At 66.4% G+C, this 19,605-nt stretch carries 13 protein-coding genes and 1 tRNA gene; 7 read left to right on the forward strand and 7 right to left on the reverse strand.

Going from position 1 to position 19,605, the window contains the following annotated elements; translation table 11 throughout:
• Positions 1–116: 116 nt before the first annotated feature.
• Both ligD and ku read right to left on the reverse strand, forming a co-directional pair.
• Positions 117–2,579 carry a DNA ligase D gene (gene ligD / locus ACXN5S_RS08490; protein WP_458604989.1) on the reverse strand — a complete coding sequence of 821 codons (2,463 nt, stop codon included), beginning with the start codon at positions 2,577–2,579 and terminating at the stop codon, positions 117–119.
• 15 nt (positions 2,580–2,594) lie between these two features.
• On the reverse strand, positions 2,595–3,452 hold the full coding sequence (gene ku, locus ACXN5S_RS08495) for a non-homologous end joining protein Ku (protein ID WP_458604990.1): 858 nt from the start codon (positions 3,450–3,452) through the stop codon (positions 2,595–2,597).
• Positions 3,453–3,640: 188 nt separating this feature from the next.
• On the opposite strand from ku, the gene ACXN5S_RS08500 reads away from it, so the two are divergent.
• Entirely contained in the window at positions 3,641–3,964 is a 324-nt protein-coding gene (locus ACXN5S_RS08500; protein ID WP_458604991.1) for a glucose dehydrogenase, read from the forward strand.
• An 11-nt stretch (positions 3,965–3,975) separates the two neighbouring features.
• On the opposite strand, the gene ACXN5S_RS08505 is transcribed toward ACXN5S_RS08500, so the two are convergent.
• Positions 3,976–5,037 (reverse strand): DUF475 domain-containing protein, encoded by a 1,062-nt coding sequence (locus tag ACXN5S_RS08505; RefSeq protein ID WP_458604992.1) that lies wholly within the window; start codon positions 5,035–5,037, stop codon positions 3,976–3,978.
• A gap of 358 nt (positions 5,038–5,395) precedes the next feature.
• Between ACXN5S_RS08505 and uxaC the strand changes: the two genes are divergently transcribed.
• The 3 genes from uxaC to ACXN5S_RS08520 all read left to right on the forward strand — a co-directional run bounded on the left by uxaC (position 5,396) and on the right by ACXN5S_RS08520 (position 9,258).
• Positions 5,396–6,805, forward strand: a complete 1,410-nt coding sequence (uxaC, locus tag ACXN5S_RS08510) for a glucuronate isomerase (RefSeq protein WP_458604993.1) — start codon at positions 5,396–5,398, stop codon at positions 6,803–6,805.
• A gap of 73 nt (positions 6,806–6,878) precedes the next feature.
• Positions 6,879–8,870: an aldo/keto reductase gene (locus ACXN5S_RS08515; protein ID WP_458604994.1), complete on the forward strand. Its 1,992-nt coding sequence runs from the start codon at positions 6,879–6,881 to the stop codon at positions 8,868–8,870.
• Positions 8,871–9,003: 133 nt separating this feature from the next.
• Positions 9,004–9,258 (forward strand): hypothetical protein, encoded by a 255-nt coding sequence (locus ACXN5S_RS08520; protein ID WP_458604995.1) that lies wholly within the window; start codon positions 9,004–9,006, stop codon positions 9,256–9,258.
• 168 nt (positions 9,259–9,426) lie between these two features.
• On the opposite strand, the gene ACXN5S_RS08525 is transcribed toward ACXN5S_RS08520, so the two are convergent.
• The 3 genes from ACXN5S_RS08525 to ACXN5S_RS08535 form a co-directional block, all read right to left on the reverse strand.
• A tRNA-Gly gene (locus ACXN5S_RS08525) sits at positions 9,427–9,501 on the reverse strand.
• 206 nt (positions 9,502–9,707) lie between these two features.
• Positions 9,708–13,157 (reverse strand): pyruvate carboxylase, encoded by a 3,450-nt coding sequence (locus tag ACXN5S_RS08530; protein WP_458604996.1) that lies wholly within the window; start codon positions 13,155–13,157, stop codon positions 9,708–9,710.
• A 182-nt stretch (positions 13,158–13,339) separates the two neighbouring features.
• A complete protein-coding gene (locus tag ACXN5S_RS08535; protein ID WP_458604997.1) occupies positions 13,340–14,875 on the reverse strand; it encodes an MDR family MFS transporter in 1,536 nt (511 codons plus the stop codon).
• Positions 14,876–15,025: 150 nt separating this feature from the next.
• On the opposite strand from ACXN5S_RS08535, the gene ACXN5S_RS08540 reads away from it, so the two are divergent.
• Positions 15,026–15,601 carry a MarR family winged helix-turn-helix transcriptional regulator gene (locus ACXN5S_RS08540; protein WP_458604998.1) on the forward strand — a complete coding sequence of 192 codons (576 nt, stop codon included), beginning with the start codon at positions 15,026–15,028 and terminating at the stop codon, positions 15,599–15,601.
• A 126-nt stretch (positions 15,602–15,727) separates the two neighbouring features.
• Entirely contained in the window at positions 15,728–18,073 is a 2,346-nt protein-coding gene (locus tag ACXN5S_RS08545; protein ID WP_458604999.1) for an ATP-dependent helicase, read from the forward strand.
• A 22-nt stretch (positions 18,074–18,095) separates the two neighbouring features.
• Here the strand turns inward: ACXN5S_RS08545 and ACXN5S_RS08550 are convergent, their stop codons facing one another.
• Positions 18,096–18,716: a LysE family translocator gene (locus ACXN5S_RS08550; protein WP_458605000.1), complete on the reverse strand. Its 621-nt coding sequence runs from the start codon at positions 18,714–18,716 to the stop codon at positions 18,096–18,098.
• Between the two features lie 81 nt (positions 18,717–18,797).
• Here ACXN5S_RS08550 and ACXN5S_RS08555 point away from each other — a divergent pair, with 81 nt between their 5' ends.
• The gene (locus ACXN5S_RS08555) at positions 18,798–19,241 is read left to right on the forward strand and encodes an Lrp/AsnC family transcriptional regulator (protein ID WP_458605001.1); all 444 of its coding nucleotides are present in this window, start codon (positions 18,798–18,800) and stop codon (positions 19,239–19,241) included.
• The last annotated feature ends 364 nt before the right edge of the window (positions 19,242–19,605 follow it).

Genomic DNA, 19,605 nt, shown 5'->3' on the forward strand with positions numbered 1-19,605 from the left:
AGCGGCCTTCCAAGGTTCGCGCCTTATAGACGCTGGTGCAGAAATTTCGCGATAAAAGTTTCAATTTCGCAGGGGGCCTTTTGCTATTCGACTCGCCATTCCTCGGGGCGGTATTCTCATTCCTCGCTGTCTCCGCCCGCCCAGCGCTCCATCGCTTCCACCACCTCGGCCGAGATGCTCTTCGCCGTCACCTTTGACAGGGGGCAGGGCTGCGAGAGCCGCGCCTTCATGTCGCTCGGGTGGAAGGTGTTCGGCGCATCGAGTTTGTCCAGCTCTTCCCACGTCACCGGCACGGCGACCGGCGCGCCGGGCCGGGCGCGCAGCGAATAGGGGGCAATGGCGGTCGAGCCACGCTCGTTGCGCAGCCAGTCGATGAAGATGCGGCCCTTGCGCTTGGCCTTCGACATGGTGGCGACGTAGCGATCGGGGTGCCGCTCGGCGAGGATAGTGGCGAAAGCCCGGCTGAAGGCTTTCACCGTTTCCCATGTGGCGGTGCGGCGAAGCGGGATGATGACATGCACGCCCTTGCCGCCGGAGACCATGGGCACGCTCGGCAGGCCGATCTCCTTCAGCCCCTCCCGCAGCTCGAAGCTGGCCGCCTTAACCGCCTCGAAGCCGAGTCCCTCGTCGGGGTCGAGGTCGAAGACCAGCCGGTCGGGCTTTTCGAGGTTGTCGCGCTTTGCGCCCCAGATGTGGAACTCAACGGTGCCCATCTGGGCGGCGCCGATCAGGCCGGCGGCGGTGGAGACATAGATGTAGTCCTCAGTGCTGCCGTCCTTCTCCTTGATCGGCAGATCCTTCACGCCGCTGGGGAAGCCCTTGCCCGCATGCTTCTGGAAGAACTGCTGGCCGCCCAGCCCGTCGGGCAGGCGCAGCAGGCTGACGGGGCGGTCGCCGGCATAGCCCAGCATCCTGTCCGCCACCTTCTCGTAATGGCGGGCGATGTCGCCCTTGGTCACTCCGGCGTCGGGGAAGACCTGCCGCCCGGCGGAGGAGATGCGCACGCCGCCAACTTTCTCTTCGCTGTCGTCGCTCATCGTGGCCTCCCGGCTGGCGCTGACCTGGGCGGCCGGCTTGTCCTCGCGCAGGCCATGGAACACGCCGTGCCGCACGCGGCCCTCTTCGGTGAATTCGGTATAGGCGATCTCGGCGACGAGCTTGGGCGTGATCCACTTGGCGCCCCTGGTCTCGGGCGGCAGCTCGCCTTCGATGGGCGGCGTCTTGCCGGAGAGGGGGCGCATGGCGGCCATCAGCGCCTCCTGCGTCTCGCCGTCGAACCCGGTGCCGACGCGGCCGCGATAGACGAGCTCGCCGTTCTCGTAGGAGCCGAGGAGCAGCGACGCGAACGCCCGCCCGCGCTTGTCCGACGGGGCCCAGCCAACGATGACCAGCTCGGCGCGCTGGATGCACTTAGCCTTGATCCAGCCCTTGGTGCGGGTGCCGCGATAGGGCGCATCGATGCGCTTTGAAACGATGCCCTCGCCGCCCGCCTCGCACATCGCGGCCAGCGCCGCCGCACCGTCGCCTTCCAGCACGGGGCTGAGGCGGATGGGCCCGCGCGGGGGCAGGGGGCTGAGCAGGCCTTCCAGCGCGGCGCGCCGTTTCGAGAGGGGGGCGTCGGTCAGGTCGTCGCCATCGAGATGAAGCAGGTCGAAGGCGTAAAACATGAGCTTCCCGCCCTCTTTCAGCGCCTTCTGCAGGGCGCCGAAATCACCGCCGCCGCCGCCCGCGATGACCTCGCCGTCGATCAGCGCGGCGCCGCAGGGAATGGCGGCCGCCGGCTCGCAGAGATCGCCGAAACGCTCCGTCCAGTCCTTGCCGTTGCGGGTGTAGAGCTTCACGCCGCCCTTCCCGATGGCCATGAGGCAGCGGTAGCCGTCGAACTTGGCCTCGTGCTGCCAGTCCTCACCCTCCGGCGGGGCATCCTCCAGCGTCGCCAGCTGAACCTTTCGGAACCGGGGCAGGGGTTTGGAATGCTCCTCCTCCTTCGCGGCCACGGGTTTGCCCGCCGCGATGGCACGCATCGTTCGGCCGGTGGTAACTGAGGTCTTGTGCTTGTTGAGCAGCGCGTCCGCCGTGCGGCTGACATGCTCGTCCTTCTCTTTGATGAGCAGCCAGTTCTCGCGCTTGCCGTCGCCCGCGCGGTTGCCGCGCATCTTTACCAGCGCCCAGCCGCCCTGCATCCGCGCGCCGTGCAGGCAGAAGTGCAGCTTGCCCTCCTTCAGGCCCTTCTCCGGGTCATGAAGAGGCTCCCACCAGCCATTGTCCCAAAGCATGACGGTGCCAGCGCCGTATTCGCCCTCGGGGATCGTGCCCTCGAAGCTGCCATAGGCAACCGGGTGATCCTCGGTGCGCACCGCGAGCCGCTTCTCGCTGGGGTCGCCGGACGGGCCGCGCGTGACGGCCCAGGACCAGAGCACACCGCCCCACTCCAGCCGGAAATCGTAGTGCAGCCGGGTAGCATCGTGCTTCTGAACGACGAAGGCGGGCTGGTCGGCGCCCGCCTCTACCAGCTCGGCTTTAGGCTCTGGCGTCACCGAGAAGTTGCGCTTCTTGGCGTAGGTCTCAAGCGTTCCCATGGCGCCCGCTCACCCTCAGGAGGCTTTCTTGCGGGTGCCAGAGGATTTGGCCCGCGAGCCGGGGGATTTGCTGCCGCCCTTGCTGCCGCCGCTGTCCTTCAGGCTCTTCTTCAGGGCATCCATCAGGTCGACGACGTTGCTCTCTTCTGGCTTGTCCTCGCCGCCCTTGGCGCGCGGAGTCTTCTTGTTCTTCACCTTCCGGTCGATCAGCTCGCGAAGGGCCTTGGCGTAGTGATCTTCGAAATGGTCGGCATGAAAGGGCGCGCTCTTGCGCTCGATCAGCTGGGTGGCGACTTCGAGCAGCTCGTCATCGCTGGCATCGTCTTCGATGCCAGAGAACAGCGGGTCCGCCTTGCGGATCTCGCTCTCGTAATGAAGCGTCTCCAGCAGCAGCCCGTCGCCGCAGGGGCGCAGGGCGCAGAGGTATTCCTTGCCGCGCATGGTGAGCTGGCCGAGGCCGGTCTTTTTTGATTTCCTCAAGGCATCGCGGACGACGCGGTAGGCATCCTCCGCCAGCTCCTCGGTCGGGACGACGTAATAGGGCTTGTCGAACCAGATGGGGGCGATCTCGCCCTGATCGACGAATTGCACAAGCTCCAGCGTCTTCTTCGTCTCCAGCTTGATGGCGTCGATTTCGGCCGGGTCGAGCAGCACGTAATCGCCGCTCTCGGTCTCGTAGCCCTTCATGATGTCGGAGCTTTCGACCGGCCCGACGCCCTGAACGACCTTCTCGTAGCGAACCGGCTTGCCCGAAGGTTTGTGGATCTGCCGGAAGGAGATGCTGGCGCCACTGTCGCGCGCCGAATGCAGCTCGACGGGAATCGCTACGAGCGACAGTCGGAGCTGGCCTTTCCATATCGCGCGTGAGGCCATGACGTCCCTTCCTGCTGGGCGGCGGGGCGGCGGGGCCGCCGGCCGCGTTTCGGCGGAATATTGCGAAGGCAACGCCGGGCCGGGCCGAAAGTTTCTCGCCACGGGAACGACGGGGCGCCCGCAGAGTTGTTCACGAAAGGCTAAAGGATTCTCTCGTGTACGTTACCCCGTCGCGCCAAGTGCCTGGCTTGTTTCTCCTCGGTTGGGCGATCACCGCCTTTGGAATCCTGCTTCTGATCGGGGGAGTGTGGCTGATCGCCCTTGGCGGCAGCTATTACCACGCCCCCGCCGGCCTCGCGCTGATCTGGGCAGGCACGCTCGTGAGAACGGGCCGCATCGGCGCCGTCTGGGCCGTCACGGCCATCTGGCTGGTGAGCTTCTTCTGGGCCTGGTGGGAGATCGGGCCGGATCTGACCGCGCAGATGAACCGGCTGGTCGCGCCCAGCACGATCCTCCTTTGCGTTCTGCTCATCAGCCCGGCGCTCGGCCGGCACCCGGGGGCACCGGCCTGAGGGCAGGGCGTTCAGTCGCCCTTGGCCCGGCTGCCCTTGATCGACGACCAGAGAGCGGCCCCGATCAGCGCCACGCCAATGAAGCCGGTAATGACCTCGGGGATCTGCACGAAAGCCTGGGCATACATGATCACCGACAGCACGAAGATCGCGTAGAACGCGCCATGCTCGAGAAAGCGGTACTGGTTGAGCGTGCCGTGCTCGACCAGCATGACGGTCATCGAGCGCACATACATCGCACCAATGCCAAGGCCGATGGCGATGATGAAGATGTTGTGGCTGAGTGCGAAGGCCCCGATCACCCCGTCGAACGAGAACGAGGCATCGAGCACCTCAAGGTAGAGGAACGCTCCCAGCCCGCCGGCCGCGGCCGTCTTCGGGCCCTTCCTGAGGCCACCATCCATGATGGCCCCGCCTGCATCGACGATGAGGAAGGTCAGCAGCCCGTAAGTTGCCGCGATGATGAACTGCCGCCCCTCTTCGGCCGGCAGCAGGATCGAGGCGATGACCGCAAGCAGCAGCACGACCGCCGCCTCCAGCCCGCGGATGTTGGCCGCCCCGGCGAGGCGGCGCTCGATCCGCCGGATCCAGTGCACCTCTTTCTCGCTGTCGAAGAAGTAGTTGAGCGAGACCATCATCAGGAAGGTGCCGCCGAAGGCCGCGATGGGCAGATGCGCCTCGTGCATGAGGTGCGAATATTCATCGGGCCGCGTCGCGGCGAGGCGCAGCGCCTCCCACGGGCCCACCTTCGCCGCGACGACGATGATGAGCAGCGGAAAGATGATGCGCATCCCGAAGACTGCGATGATGATGCCCCAGGTCAGAAAGCGGCGGCGCCACTTCTCGTCCATCGTCTTGAGCTTGCGGGCATTGACGATTGCATTGTCGAAGGAGAGCGAAATCTCCAGCACGGCCAGCACGGCGGTGATGAAGAAGAATGACAGGGCGGCAGAGAGGGTGCCGCCGTAGATCCAACCGACGACAAGCCCAAGGATGAGGCCTATGCCGGTGATGATGAAGGCCCATTTGAAATAGGCGAGATGCGATTTCTCGGGCGTGCCGCTGGCGGGCATGGTCTTCCCCTTTTCGGACAGGGGCCCGCCTTGGGCGGCCTCTGGCCTGCGGCAGTTTTCAGGGTCTGCGCCGACATCACAAGCGTGCCGCGAGGCGCTTGCCAGAGGGGCCCGGTCGCCGGGGCGGCGCCCGCCGCCCCTGATGATGGCGCCTCATCGCAAATGCACCGCGCATGTGCAATGGAGCCGCTCACCGGCGCATCACATGGAGCGCGCAGGTGTGGCTTCAAGCCCCGCCCTGGCCGGGCAAACCTTTGTTAAGCCGGGCACTGCCGCCAGGGGGCCGCGAATTGACCGGCCAAATGTGCTGCCCTATCAGTTCCGCACCTTAGCCCCGCCAGAAGCCGCAGGAGAGCGCATGCCCAAGCTGGACCCTGACCGGCTGTTCCCGGTGGACGAGCGCAGCCGCCGCATCGCCCGCGCCCTCTACGAGCGCATCTCCGGCCTGCCGATCCTGTCGCCACATGGCCATACCGATCCGGCCTGGTTCGCCGAGAACCAACCTTTCCCCGACCCGGCGACGCTCTTCGTGAAGCCCGACCACTACGTCTTCCGCATGCTCTTCAGCCAGGGCGTGCGGCTGGAAGATCTGGGCGTGCCACGCGCCGATGGCGGCGCGGTGGAAACCGACGGGCGCAAGATCTGGCGATGCTTCTCTCAGCATTACCACCTGCTGCGCGGCACCCCCTCGCGGCTCTGGCTGGATTACTCGTTCGAGAATGTCTTCGGGCTGGAGGAGCCCTTCGGCCCGGACACCGCCGATGCCTTCTACGACCACATCGACGCGGCGCTGAAGACCGAAGGCTTCCGCCCCCGCGCCCTCTTCGAGCGCTTCAATATCGAGGCCATCGCCACCACCGAAGGCCCGCTCGATGATCTGCGCCACCACCGTGCCATCCGCGAAAGCGGCTGGGGCGGGCGGGTGCTGACAGCCTATCGCCCCGATGCGGTGGTCGACCCCGACGTGCCGGGCTTCGCCGACAACCTTGCCCGCTTCGGTGAGATCACCGGCGAGGATGTGGGCACCTGGGCCGGCTATCTCGCCGCGCATCGCAACCGCCGCGCCTATTTCATCGAGGTCGGCGGCGCGACGGCCAGCGACCATGGCCATCCCACGGCGCATACCGAGAACCTTGGCGAGGCCGAGTCCGCCGCGCTTTACGAGACCGTCCGTACAGGACGGGCGAGTGCCGCCGAGAAAGAAGCGTTCCGCGGCCAGATGCTCACCGAAATGGCGCGCATGAGCCTCGACGATGGTCTGGTACTGCAGATCCACGCCGGCTCCCGCCGCAGCCACTCGCCACAGATCCTGCAGACCTTCGGCACCGACAAGGGCTTCGACATCCCTGGCCGGATCGACTTCGTCGGCGACCTCAAGCCGTTGCTGAACGCCCACGGGCTCGACCCGCGCCTGACCATCATCGTCTTCATGCTGGACGAGAGCACCCAGTCGCGCGAGCTGGCGCCGCTGGCTGGCGTTTATCCCGCGCTCAAGCTCGGGCCGCCCTGGTGGTTCTACGACAGCCCCGAGGGAATGATGCGCTTCCGCCAGAACACGACCGAGACGGCGGGTTTCTACAACACAGTCGGCTTCAACGACGACACGCGCGCCTATCTCTCCATCCCCGCCCGGCACGATGTCGCCCGGCGGGTCGATTGCGCCTATCTCGCCGGTCTCGTTGCCACTGGCCGGCTGGGCGAGGACGAGGCGCATGAGCTTGCCTACGAGCTGACCTACGGCCTCGCCAAGGCCGCTTACCGGCTCTGAGCGCCCAAAGGGGGCGTGACAGCAGCGCGGCAGCCATGCAGGGATAGCGCTAACGAACAGGGAGGGGACAGCCATGAGCATTCGTTGGGGCATTATCGGGCCGGGCAGCATCGCCGGCAATTTCGCAACCGGTCTGGCCGGCGCCGAGGGCGCCGAGCTGCTCGCCATCGCCAGCCGCTCGGCCGAGCGCCGCGCCAGCTTCGGCGACCGCTTCGGCGTGGCCGAGGCCAAGCGCTACGACAGCTACGAGGCCCTGCTGGCCGATGACGAGGTCGATGCGATCTACGTGGCCACGCCGCATCCCTGGCATGTCAGCCAGGGGCTGATGGTGATCCGCGCTGGGAAGCACCTTCTTTGCGAAAAGCCCGCTGGTATGAACGCGGCCGAGGTGCAGGTACTGGTCGAGGCGGCGCGCGAAGAGGGCGTGTTCTTCGCCGAGGCCTATATGTGGCTCTGCCATCCGCAGATCGCCCGGCTGATCGAGGTGGTCGGCGAGCTTGGCCCGATCAAGCACATCCGCGCCACCTTCGGCTTTTCCGCCGGCTTCAACCCCGACTCGCGCCTTTACGCGCTGGAAATGGGCGGCGGCGGTATCCTCGATGTGGGCGGCTATGTCCTCTCCGCCGCGCGGATGGTCGCGGGGATAGAGGAGGGGCGCTTCGCCAACCCGGTCACCCTGCGCGGCACCGGCCTGCTCGGCCAGACGGGGGTGGACGAGGTCGCCTACGGCCTGCTTGGCTTCGCGAACGGCATCACCGCCGAGGTCGCCTGCGCCGTGGCGCGCAACATGGAAAACCAGCTTACCGTGACTTGCGAGCGCGGCAGCGTCACGCTGACCGACCCCTGGGTGCCCGGCCGCGAGGTCGCCCCCTCTGACACCACGATCATCATCGAAGAGGGCGGGGCGCGGCGCGAAGAAGCTATCGCAGCGCCGAAGCAGCTTTACGGCTATGAGGCCGAGGCCGTGAGCCGCGCCATCGCCTCCGGCCAGACCAGCCTCGCCTTTCCGCGCATGACGCCTGAGGGCTCCATCGGCAACAACAGCGCCATGGACCGCTGGCGCGCCGAGCTGGGCTACGCGACCATGGCCGAGCGCCCGGGCGCCGATCGTCGCCTCGCCGGCGCCTTGCCCGCCGGCCTGCCGCAGATTCCCCAGGCCGAGATGCCGGGCCACGGGCCGGTCAGCCGATTCATCCTCGGCTGCGACAATCGCGAGACACTGGCCGAGGGGGCCATCGTCTGGGATGCCTTCATGGAGGCCGGCGGCACCGCCTTCGACACCGCGCATATCTACGGGCAGGGCCTGCACGAGCGCGTGCTTGGCCAATGGATCGCCGACCGCGGCGTCGCCAAAGATGTGACCGTTGTGGTTAAGGGCGCCCACACGCCCTGGTGCGTGCCCGATGCCATCGGCGTGCAGCTGGGCATGTCGCTCGGCCGCCTCGGGCTCGACAAGGCGCCGATTTACATCATGCACCGCGACAACCCCGATGTGCCCGTCGGCGAATTCGTCGAGGCCGTGGCGCGCGAGCGCGACGCCGGACGCATCGGCATCTGGGGCGGCTCGAACTGGAACACAGAGCGCTTCGCAGAGGCGGTGGAGTATGCCGAAGCGAACGGGCTGGAGCCGCCGCGCATCCTGAACAACAACCTCAGCCTCGCGGTGATGGAGCGTCCCATCTGGGCCGGCTGCCTCACCTCCAACACGCCGGAAACTCTGGCCTTCCTGCGCGAGCGCAATCTCACGCATCTGGCCTGGTCCTCCCAGGCGCGCGGCTACTTCCTGCCCGCCGAGCTGCGCGATCGGCTGCCGGAAGAGACGCGCCCCGAGGCCTGCTACGGCAGCCCCGCCAATGAGGAGCGGCGCCGCCGCGCCGAAGAGCTGGCGGGGGCGCGCGGCGTCTCTGCCCACAACCTCGCGGCGGCCTGGGTGCTGGCACAGAACTTCCCCAGCTTCGCCGTTATCGGCCCGCGCTCGCCGCATGAGATCGCCACCAGCCTGCCGGCGCTGCGGGTGCAGCTCAGCCCCGAAGAGGTGGCCTGGCTCAATCTCGAGGACAGCTAGGGCAGGGGTAGTGGCCTGGGGGCACCGCCCCGCAACAACATGTGATTCATGAAAATCCCATGGAACACGAATCGCCGGCGACACGTTGGCGACATGTGTAGTGAAATGAAGCACGTAGCTGAAGGAGACAAAGATGTCAGACGACTCTCGCCCCTCCTCCGGCTCTTCCCGCTGGTCGGGCCCCATCGGCGCCATGGTTGTCGGCGCCCTCGTGGCCATATTGGCGGTTGGTTCGGTCTGGTACGCTCGCCAGAACGTGTTCGGCCACGAAAGCGGCGGCGTCTTGCAGATGCCGAGCTTTGAAGAGACCCCGGAGGGGTCCACGGTGATGGAGGCGCGCGAAAGCAGCGTCGTCAACGTGGACATGCGCGCAAAACAGACCCGCTGAGGCGGGCAGCCTGCCGATGTGGCGGGTAGCGCAGACTCCGACAGGTAGGATTTCAAGTCGAACGGGGCCGCGATTTTCGCGGCCCTTTTCGTTTGTATGGCTGCGCGAAAAGCTGGCCCCCGAAAACGACAAAAGGGCGCCGAAGCGCCCCTGCCGTCTGGTTCGAAATGGAGCGGGCGAAGAGATTCGAACTCTCGACCCTTACCTTGGCAAGGTAATGCTCTACCCCTGAGCTACGCCCGCCTCCGTTTCGTGGAGCGTGAGATAATGCCAGTCCCCGCGGGCCGCAAGCAGAAATTTCGCCTATTGTGCCCTTGCCGTTGCGTTCACGTTTGGCCGGGGCAGGTATCGCTGTTTTGGCTGGGCTTTCAGCCCGCAGTAGTCGTTTCAATTCGGGCCAGGCGCGCCCGATTTGGCGGGGGCCCGGGCCAAATGCTGCAGCCTGCGAGCTATTCCATCTCGACCAGCAGGTCCTTCGCGTCGATCTGCGAGCCGGCGGAGACATGGATGGCCTTCACCGTGCCGGCCTTGTCGGCATGGATGCCGGTTTCCATCTTCATCGCCTCGATGGTCAGCAGCAGGTCGCCCTTCTTCACCGTCTGTCCCGGCTGGGCGGCGATGGTGGCCACAACGCCTGGCATCGGCGCGCCGATATGGTTCGGGTTGGCCGGGTCGGCCTTCGGCACCGCCGTCTTGCCGCCCTGAGCCTTGCGGTTGGGCGTGCGCACGGCGCGGGGCTGGCCGTTGAGCTCGAAGAACACGCGCACCGAGGCATCGTCCTGCAGCTCGCCCACGGCGGCGAGGCGGATCTCCAGCGTCTTGCCGGGGTCGATCTCGACACCAATCTCGTCGCCCTGTTCCATGCCGTAGAAGAACACCTTCGTCGGCAGGGCGCGCACCGGGCCGTAGAGCTGATGGCGGGCGACGTATTCGGTGAAGACCTTGGGATACATGAGATATGCGGCGAGATCGCGGTCTTCGATCTCCTCCAGCTCCAGCCCGGTCGCCTCGGCCAGTTCGCCGCGCTTCGCGTCCAGGTCGGCGGGGGGCATCAGGGCGCCGGGGCGATCCGTCAGCGGCTCTTCGCCCTTGAGGATCTTCGCCTGCAGCGCCTCGGGCCAGCCGCCCGGGGGCTGGCCGAGATTGCCCTTCATCATGTCGATGACGCTGTCGGGGAAGGCCACGTCGACATCGGGGTCTTCCACCTGGGCGCGGGTCAGGCCTTGAGAAACCATCATAAGGGCCATGTCGCCGACGACCTTCGAGGAGGGTGTGACCTTCACGATATCGCCGAACATCATGTTTACATCGGCATAGGTTTTCGCGACCTCGTGCCAGCGATCTTCCAGCCCCAGGCTGCGGGCCTGGGCCTTGAGGTTGGTGAACTGGCCGCCGGGCATCTCGTGCAGATACACCTCCGAGGCCGGGGCCTGCATGCCGCTCTCGAAGGCGGCGTATTGGCCGCGCACGGATTCCCAGTAATTGCTGATCTCACGGATCGCCTTGATGTCGAGCCCGGTGTCGCGCTCGGTATGGCGCAACGCCTCGACGATGGAGCCGAGGGTGGGCTGGCTGGTGTTGCCCGAGAGCGAGTCGATGGCGGCATCCACCACATCCACGCCCGCGGCGGCAGCGGCCAGCACGGTGGAGATGGCGGCGCCCGAAGTGTCATGCGTGTGGAAGTGGACGGGGATGCTCACCTCGTCCTTCAGGGCCTTGATAAGCTGGCTGGCGGCGGTGGGCTTGAGGAGCCCCGCCATGTCTTTCAGGCCGAGGATCTGGGCACCGGCGGCCTCCAGCTCCTTCGCCATGCCGACGTAGTACTTCAGGTCGTATTTCGCGCGGTCGGGGTCGAGGATGTCGCCGGTGTAGCAGATCGCCGCCTCGCAGATTTTGCCGGTCTCCACCACGGCATCCATGGCGACGCGCATGTTCTCGACCCAGTTCAGCGAGTCGAAGACTCGGAAGACATCGACACCTTCCTCGGCGGCCTGCTTCACGAAGAACTGCACCACGTTGTCGGGGTAGTTCGTGTAGCCGACGCCGTTGGAGGCGCGCAGCAGCATCTGCGTCAGGATGTTCGGCATTGCGGCGCGGATGTCGGCCAGCCGTTTCCAGGGGCTTTCCTGCAGGAAGCGATAGGCGACGTCGAAGGTCGCGCCGCCCCAGCATTCCACGCTGAAGAGGCCCGGCATGTTCTGCGCATAGGCGGGCGCGGCGCCCACCATGTCGATCGAGCGCATGCGGGTCGCCAGCAGCGACTGGTGCCCGTCGCGCATCGCCGTGTCGGTGATCAGCAGCGGCTTCGAGCTGAGCAGCCACTCCTGCACCGCCTTCACGCCGCCGTCGCGCAGCAGATCCGCCGAGCCCTTGGGCACGTCGGAGGAGAAGGCGATCGGTGGCTTTGGCGGCTTGGCGTCGGCATGGGGCAGAACGCGGCCTTCCGTCTCCGGGTGACCGTTGACGGTAATGTCGGCGATATAGGTGAGGATCTTCGTCGCCCTGTCCTGCCGCTGGCGGAAGTCGAAGAGCTCGGGCGTCGTGTCGATGAACTTGGTGGTGTACTGGTTCGACAGGAAGGTCGGGTGCTTGAGCAGGTTGATGACGAAGTCGATATTCGTGCTCACCCCGCGGATGCGGAACTCGCGCAGCGCCCTGTCCATCCGAGCGATGGCCATTTCGGGCGTCGGCGCGCGGGCGGTGACCTTGGTCAGCAGCGAATCGTAATAGCGGGTGATGACGGCGCCGGAATAGGCGGTGCCGCCGTCCAGGCGGATGCCGGGGCCGGTCGCCGAGCGGTAGGTGCCGATGCGCCCGTAATCGGGGATGAAATTGTTCGTCGGGTCTTCGGTCGTCACCCGGCATTGCAGCGCGTGGCCCTGCAGCTCGACATCGTATTGGCTGGCCTTGCCCGTCGCCTCCATCAGGCTCTTGCCCTCGGCGATGAGGATCTGGGCGCGCACGATGTCGATGCCGGTCACCTCTTCGGTGACGGTGTGCTCGACCTGCACGCGGGGGTTCACCTCGATGAAGTAGAACTCGCCCGAATCCATATCCATCAGGAACTCGACGGTGCCGGCGCATTCGTAATTGACGTGCTGGCAGATCTGCTTGCCGAGGTTGCAGATGCGCTCGCGCTGCGCCTCTGACAGATACGGGGCAGGGGCCCGCTCGACGACCTTCTGGTTGCGGCGCTGGACCGAGCAGTCCCGCTCCCACAGGTGGTAGATCTGTCCGTGTTTGTCGCCGAGGATCTGCACCTCGACGTGCCGGGCGCGCTGGATCATCTTCTCAAGATAACCTTCGCCGTTGCCGAAAGCGGCCTCGGCCTCGCGCCGGCCCTCCAGAACCTTCGATTCCAGCTCGTCCTCGTTCATGATCGGGCGCATGCCGCGCCCGCCCCCGCCCCAGCTGGCCTTCAGCATCAGCGGATAGCCCACCTCGGCGGCCTCTTTGCGGATCTCCTCCATGTCCTCGCCCAGCACCTCGGTGGCGGGGATCACGGGCACGCCGGCCTCGATGGCGACGCGGCGGGCGCTGGCCTTGTCGCCCAGCTCGCGCATCGTCTTGGCCCTGGGGCCGATGAAGGTGATGCCGGCCGCGTCGCAGGCATCTACGAAATCGGGGTTCTCGGAGAGGAGGCCGTAGCCTGGGTGGATCGCATCGGCGCCGCTCTTCTTGGCGACGCGGATGATCTCTTCGATGGAGAGGTAGGCCGCCACCGGCCCCAGCCCCTCGCCAATGCGGTAGGCCTCGTCGGATTTGAAGCGGTGCAGGCCGAGCTTGTCTTCCTCGGCATAGACGGCAACCGTCTTTTTGCCCATCTCGTTCGCCGCCCGCATGATGCGGATGGCGATCTCGCCCCGGTTCGCGATGAGAATTTTCTTGAAATCGGCCATCACGCATCCCCCCGGGGTGAACTTCTTTGCAGCCATGCTAGCGATGCTGCGATGCGGCGCAATCCCCTTCCGGGGGCGGGCTGATAGCGCAAACATGAAAGGAGCGCCCGGCGGGGCGCTCCTTTTGGCCGTGAGACAATGGCCCCCTCCGCCCGGGAGAAGAGGCGGAAGGGGCGCCCGCGTTACTCCGCAGCCTGGGGGACGTGCGCCGTCGTCCGCAGGGTGTTGTTGGAGAGGCGGGAGGCGATGATCAGGCCGATGAGCGCAAGGCCCGCGGCGATCAGGTAGTTCGGGTGCAGGGCCGTGACGATCAGATCAGCCACCTGCTCGCGCATCGCGGGCGGCAGCGCGGCCATCGTCGAGGGCCCGAGCTCGCCATTGGCGATGTTGGGCGGCAGGTTGGTGGCGCCCTCGGCCATCATCGCGGCGGTCAGACGCGCCGAGAAGATCGCGCCGAACAGCGCGGCGCCGATGGCCCCGCCGATCTGGCGGAACATGATGCCCGCGGCCGTGGCCGTGCCCATCACCTCGCGCGGCACCGCGTTCTGCACCGCGGTGGTCACGACGGGGAAGATGTTGCCCATGCCGAGGCCGACGAAGAGCACGAAGACCGCCGTCAAAGTATAGGGCGTGTCGGCCGTGATGGTGGAGAGCAGCAGCATGCCGATGAGCAGCGACGAGCAGCCGAGGATCGGCAGGATGTAGTAGCGCTGCGTGCGCTTCATGTACTGGCCCGCAAAGGTCGAGGCCGCCATGATGCCCAGCGTCATCGGCAGAAGCTGCAGGCCCGAGATGGTGGGAGAGACGCCCTTCGAGATCTGCAGGTAGATCGGCAGGAAAGTGAGCGTGCCGAACATCGCGGCGCCTGCGACGAAGCCGATCGCCGAGGTGACGACGAAGGTGTTCAGCCCGAAGAGCTGCAGCGGAATGATCGGCTCCTTGGCGCGCGACTCGGCCCAGATGAAGGCCAGGAGGCCGAGGATCGTGATGGCGCCCAGCGTGTAGGTCTGAACCGAATTCCACGCGAATTCCTGCCCGCCGAGCGAGGTCAGCAGCACCAGGCCGGTCAGCGTGACGGAGATGGCACCAGCGCCTTCCCAGTCGATCCGGTGGCGGGTGCGGTTGCCGGTGGGCTTGAAGGCGGCGGCGAACGCCACCAGCGCAAGGCCCCCGATGGGCAGGTTGATGAAGAAGATCCAGTGCCAGGAGACGATCTCGACCAGCGTACCGCCGATGAGCGGCCCGATGACGGAGGAGACCGAGAAGACAACGGCGAAGACGCCCTGGATCTTGCCGCGTTCCGTCGGCGCAATGACGTCACCGATGATCGACAGCGCCAGCACCATAAGGCCGCCGCCGCCAAGGCCCTGCAGGGCGCGGGCGAGGATCAGCCACAGCATCGAATTGGCGACGCCGCAAAGGACAGAGCCGGTGAGGAAGATGATGACGGCGACGAACACGATGTTCCGCCGCCCGTAAAGGTCGCCGAGCTTGCCATAGATCGGCGCGACGATGGTGGAGGTGAGGAAGTAGGCCGTCACCACCCAGCTGAGATGCTCAACGCCGCCGAGATCGGCGACGATGGTGGGCAGGGCGGTGGAGACAATAGTCTGGTCGAGCGCGGCCAGCAGCATCATCACCGCGATCGAGGCGATGACGAGGCGCGTCGAGCCCTGCGGGGCGGGCGGCGCTGCTCGGGAAGAAGCTGAATCTGACATGTGAAAGGGAATCTTCGATTGAGGAGGAGTTGAAGGGCTGGATATGCGCTGAGCAAATATGTGTCAACGGAACATTATTGCCAGAGGCAACAAATTGACAGAAGCGAGAAGAATGTGCATCTGTCGCCTGCAAGACAGGAGTCCGCAGAGTTGAGTCCGACAAAACTCACATCATACCAGGATGGCGTGCCCGAGCTGATCGCCGCCCATGGCATCGGCGAAGAGACTGCCGAGGCGCTGTTGTCGCTCGATGTGGCCATGTTCCATTCCGCCCGGCGCGCCGCGAAGGGCGAGTGGGTGGCCGCGATCCTCTCTCGCATGGATGCTGATCTGGAGATGGTCCAATTCCAGGCGCTCACCTCCGTCGCGCGCCGCTGCACCTCGACAGAGGGGGGCCGGGTCACCTGGGCCACGGTCGGCGATCTGGCGGAAGACATGCAGATCACCCCGTCCCGCGCCTCGCGCCTGGCGGCAGAGCTGGTGACGCGCGGCTATCTGCGGCGCGGGGCAGCGCAGGATGACGGGCGCAAATCGTATCTGGAGCTCACCCCCAAGGCGAGCCGGTTCCTCGAGCGGTTCCGCAGCCACAAGTGGGATTTCATCCTCTCCATCTACGACAGCTGGGAGGAGGAGGATATCCGCACCTTCGCCCGCCTCTACGGCCGCTACACCTTCGCTGTGCAGGAAAAGTTGACCGAAGAGTACCGCGCTCCGGCTACCAGCTAGGGCGTTGATGGCGCGCGCCGTCGCGGCGCACGGAGCTGTTAACCTGTAGAACATTCAAGGAACGAAGGGTTTTCAGCCGGGCCGCTTGGATGTAGTCTTGGCGCCATGAGCAGCGACGAGGCGCCAATGCCCGCATCCTCCGCCACACCCGCCCCCCTCAGCCAGCAGGCCATGGCCGCCCGCGGGGCGCAGTATCTCGACGATCTCAACCCCGCGCAGCGCGAGGCGGTGGAGGCGCTCGACGGCCCCGTCCTGATGCTCGCCGGCGCCGGCACCGGCAAGACCAAGGCGTTGACGACCCGCATCGGCCACCTGCTGCTCACCGGCAAATGCCGCACCAACGAGATCCTCGGCGTGACCTTCACCAACAAGGCCGCGCGCGAGATGAAGAACCGCATCGGCCGCCTGATGGGCGAGGCGGTGGAGGGGATGCCGTGGCTCGGCACCTTCCACTCGGTGAACGCCAAGCTCCTGCGCCGCCATGCGGAGCTGGTGGGGCTCAAGTCCAGCTTCACCATCCTCGACACCGACGACCAGCTGCGCCTCCTCAAGCAGCTCCTCGTCGCCAACAACATCGACGACAAGCGCTGGCCCGCCCGGATGCTCGCCGGCATCATCGACAACTGGAAGAACCGCGCCTGGACGCCCGAGAAGGTGCCCGCCGGCGAGGCCTCCGCCTTCGACCGCCGGGGCGTCGAGCTCTACGCCCAGTACCAGGCGCGCCTCCGCGACCTCAACGCCGTCGATTTCGGCGACCTCCTCCTGCACATGCTCACGATCTTTCAGGAGCATGCGGACGTGCTGGCCCAGTACCAGCGCTGGTTCCGCTACATCCTCGTCGACGAGTACCAGGACACCAACGTCGCCCAGTACCTCTGGCTGCGCCTGCTCGCGCAGAGCCACAAGAACATCTGCTGCGTCGGCGACGACGACCAGTCGATCTACGGCTGGCGCGGCGCCGAGGTGGGCAACATCCTGCGGTTCGAGAAGGATTTTCCCGGCGCCAAGGTCATCCGGCTGGAGCAGAACTACCGCTCCACCCCCCACATCCTCGCCGCCGCCTCCGGCCTCATCACCGCCAACAAGGGCCGCCTCGGCAAGACGCTCTGGACGGATGCGGAGGAGGGCGAGAAGGTCCGCCTCATCGGCCATTGGGACGGCGAGGAAGAGGCCCGCTGGATCGGCGAGGAGATCGAGGCGATGCAGGGCGGCACCCGTGGCCTCCCCCCGATGTCGCTCGATCACATGGCGATTCTCGTGCGCGCCTCGCACCAGATGCGCGCCTTCGAGGATCGCTTTCTGACCATCGGCCTCAACTACCGCGTCATCGGCGGCCCCCGCTTCTACGAGCGGATGGAGATCCGCGATGCAATGGCCTATTTCCGCCTCGCCGTCAGCCAGGATGATGACCTCGCCTTCGAGCGCATCGTCAACACGCCCAAGCGCGGCCTCGGCGACAAGGCGGTGCAGACGATCCAGCGCGCCGCCCGCGAGCACGGGCTTTCGCTGGTGGAAGGCGCGCGGCTCTGTGTCGATGAGGGCCGCCTCTCCGGCAAGGGCGCCAAGGAGCTGGGGCGTCTCGTGCAGGGCCTCGACCGCTGGCACGCGCAGGTCGTTGGCGAGGCCGATACCCATGTCGAGCTGGCCGAGATGATCCTCGACGAGAGCGGCTACACGGGCATGTGGCAGAACGACAAGACGCCCGAAGCGCCCGGCCGGCTGGAGAACCTGAAAGAGCTGGTCAAAGCGCTGGAGGAATTCGACAACCTGCAGGGTTTCCTCGAACACGTCGCGCTCATCATGGACAATGAATCGGGCGAGGAGGACGAGAAGGTCTCGATCATGACCCTTCACGCCGCCAAGGGCCTCGAATTCCCCGCCGTCTTCCTGCCGGGCTGGGAAGACGGGCTCTTCCCCAGCCAGCGCAGCATGGACGAATCGGGCCTGAAGGGCCTGGAGGAGGAGCGCCGGCTCGCCTACGTGGGCATCACCCGGGCCGAGCAGCTGTGCACCATCTCCTTCGCGGGCAACCGCCGGGTCTACGGGCAATGGCAAAGCGCCTTGCCCTCCCGCTTCATCGACGAGCTGCCAGCCGAGCATATCGAGGTGCTGACGCCGCCGGGCCTCTACGGTGGCGGCTTTGGCGCCGCGGCGCCCGCAGCCGGCCCCTCGGCAGTGCAGGAGAGGGCGCAGCGCGCCGATGTCTATAACTCGCCGGGCTGGAAGCGGATGGCGGCGCGCAGCTCGCGGCCCGTGTCGCAGCCGGCCGAGTCGCGGCACATGACGATCGACCTTGAAGCCTCGTCGAGCTTCACCGCGGGCGAGCGCGTCTTCCACAAGAAGTTCGGCTATGGCGAGATCACCGGCATCGAGGGCGACAAGCTGGAGATCGCCTTTGACAAGGCCGGGGTGAAGAACGTGGTGTCGCGCTTTGTGGTCAGCGCCGACCTGGCGGACGACATACCGTTCTAGGCAGGGTCCCGCAGGGCGGGGTTCACCCCGCCAAACCCGGCCCAAGCTCATGCCAGACCACCGGCACCAGCGTCGCCACCAGCAGCACTGCCATCACAACGTTGAACGCCCGCAGCCTCCGCCGGTCCGTCAGCACCTGCGCCGCGCCGACCCCCAGCGCCGTCCAAGTCGTCGTGCTGATGACCGAGACGCAAAGGAACGCCCCGGCCACGATGGCAACGTCGCCCAGGCGGTGCCCGGCGGCATAGGCCGTGGTCGCCGACATCGCCATGGCCCAGGCTTTCGGGTTCACCCATTGAAACCCCGCGGCCTGCAGGAAGGTCAGCGGCTTGCCCTTCGCTCGCGGCCCTCCGGCGGGCGGCTCGGCGGTGGCCACCTTCCAGGCCAGCCAGAGCAAATAGGCCAGCGAGGCCCAGGTCAGCACGGTCTGCACCAGGGGCCAGCGCTCGAAGATCAGCGACAGGCCGAGCCCAACGCCAAGGATCATAACCGAGAAGCCAATCCCGACGCCGGCCATATGCGGCAGCGTCCGGCGGAAGCCGAAATTCGCGCCAGAGGCCATGAGCATCACGTTGTTCGGCCCCGGTGTGGTGGTGCCGGCGAGCGCGAAGCCGAAAAGGGCGAGGAGGAGCTGGGGTGTCATGGCGCAACACTGCGCTCGCCAGGGCGAGATGAAATTGCGAAGATGCGGTGAAGCGAAGATTCCTTGCAAGGAAACCATGCCATGGACGGTATAGACCGCAGGATCGTGCGCGAACTCACAGCTGATGGCCGCCTCACCAATCAGGCGCTGGCGGGCCGAGTCGGGCTGTCGCCCTCCGCCTGCCTGCGCCGGGTGCAGGAGCTGGAGCGCAGCGGCGTGATCCTCGGCTATCGGGCCCGGGTCGATCCGGAGGCGGCGGGGCGGGGGTTCGTCGTCTATGTCTCGATCAGCCTCAGCGAGCATACCAAGGCGGCCCAGCACGAGTTCGAGCGGCGGCTCGCCCCGGCGCCCGAGGTGCGGGAGTGCCACAATGTGGCGGGGGCCTTCGAATATCTGCTGAGGGTCGAGACGGCGGATCTGGCCGCCTACAAGCGCTTCCATACCGATGTGCTGGGCACGGTGCCGGCTGTGCGGCAGATCACGAGCTACATCGTCATGGGCACGCCAAAGGACGAGCGGGGCTAGATGACAGATTTATGTCAGCCGCCGAACTAATTAACGCTGCGTCAGATATAAAAATGGCGGCGGTGCCGGGAGGAGGATGGCACCGCCGCCTGAAAACGTGCCCTCGGGAGGAGGATGAGAGCCCGTTTAAATGAGCGCCCACCGGGAGGAGGTGGCAAGCGCCCCCGGACATGCGCGGCAGGGAGGAGGAGAGCCGCGACGCCCGGATCTAGGTGGCGACAGCGCGGGAGGAGGATGCGCTGTCGCCAGATTCGATGCCCGGGAGGAGGTGGACATCAAACCGAACTTTGTGGCGGCAACACCCGGGAGGAGGTGGATGTTGCCGCCTAAGGCCATGCGCCCAGGGAGGAGAAGGGGCGCCGGT

This window comes from Pseudoroseicyclus sp. H15 (genome assembly GCF_054353345.1).

Excerpts from the sequence above, each read along its gene's own strand:
- ligD (WP_458604989.1), bottom strand. The coding sequence starts at position 2,579 with ATGGGAACGCTTGAGACCTACGCCAAGAAGCGCAACTTCTCGGTGACG.
- ACXN5S_RS08545 (WP_458604999.1), top strand. The coding sequence starts at position 15,728 with ATGCCCGCATCCTCCGCCACACCCGCCCCCCTCAGCCAGCAGGCCATG.
- ACXN5S_RS08515 (WP_458604994.1), top strand. The coding sequence starts at position 6,879 with ATGAGCATTCGTTGGGGCATTATCGGGCCGGGCAGCATCGCCGGCAAT.
- uxaC (WP_458604993.1), top strand. The coding sequence starts at position 5,396 with ATGCCCAAGCTGGACCCTGACCGGCTGTTCCCGGTGGACGAGCGCAGC.
- ku (WP_458604990.1), bottom strand. The coding sequence starts at position 3,452 with ATGGCCTCACGCGCGATATGGAAAGGCCAGCTCCGACTGTCGCTCGTA.
- ACXN5S_RS08530 (WP_458604996.1), bottom strand. The coding sequence starts at position 13,157 with ATGGCCGATTTCAAGAAAATTCTCATCGCGAACCGGGGCGAGATCGCC.
- ACXN5S_RS08520 (WP_458604995.1), top strand. The coding sequence starts at position 9,004 with ATGTCAGACGACTCTCGCCCCTCCTCCGGCTCTTCCCGCTGGTCGGGC.
- ACXN5S_RS08550 (WP_458605000.1), bottom strand. The coding sequence starts at position 18,716 with ATGACACCCCAGCTCCTCCTCGCCCTTTTCGGCTTCGCGCTCGCCGGC.
- ACXN5S_RS08505 (WP_458604992.1), bottom strand. The coding sequence starts at position 5,037 with ATGCCCGCCAGCGGCACGCCCGAGAAATCGCATCTCGCCTATTTCAAA.
- ACXN5S_RS08555 (WP_458605001.1), top strand. The coding sequence starts at position 18,798 with ATGGACGGTATAGACCGCAGGATCGTGCGCGAACTCACAGCTGATGGC.
- ACXN5S_RS08535 (WP_458604997.1), bottom strand. The coding sequence starts at position 14,875 with ATGTCAGATTCAGCTTCTTCCCGAGCAGCGCCGCCCGCCCCGCAGGGC.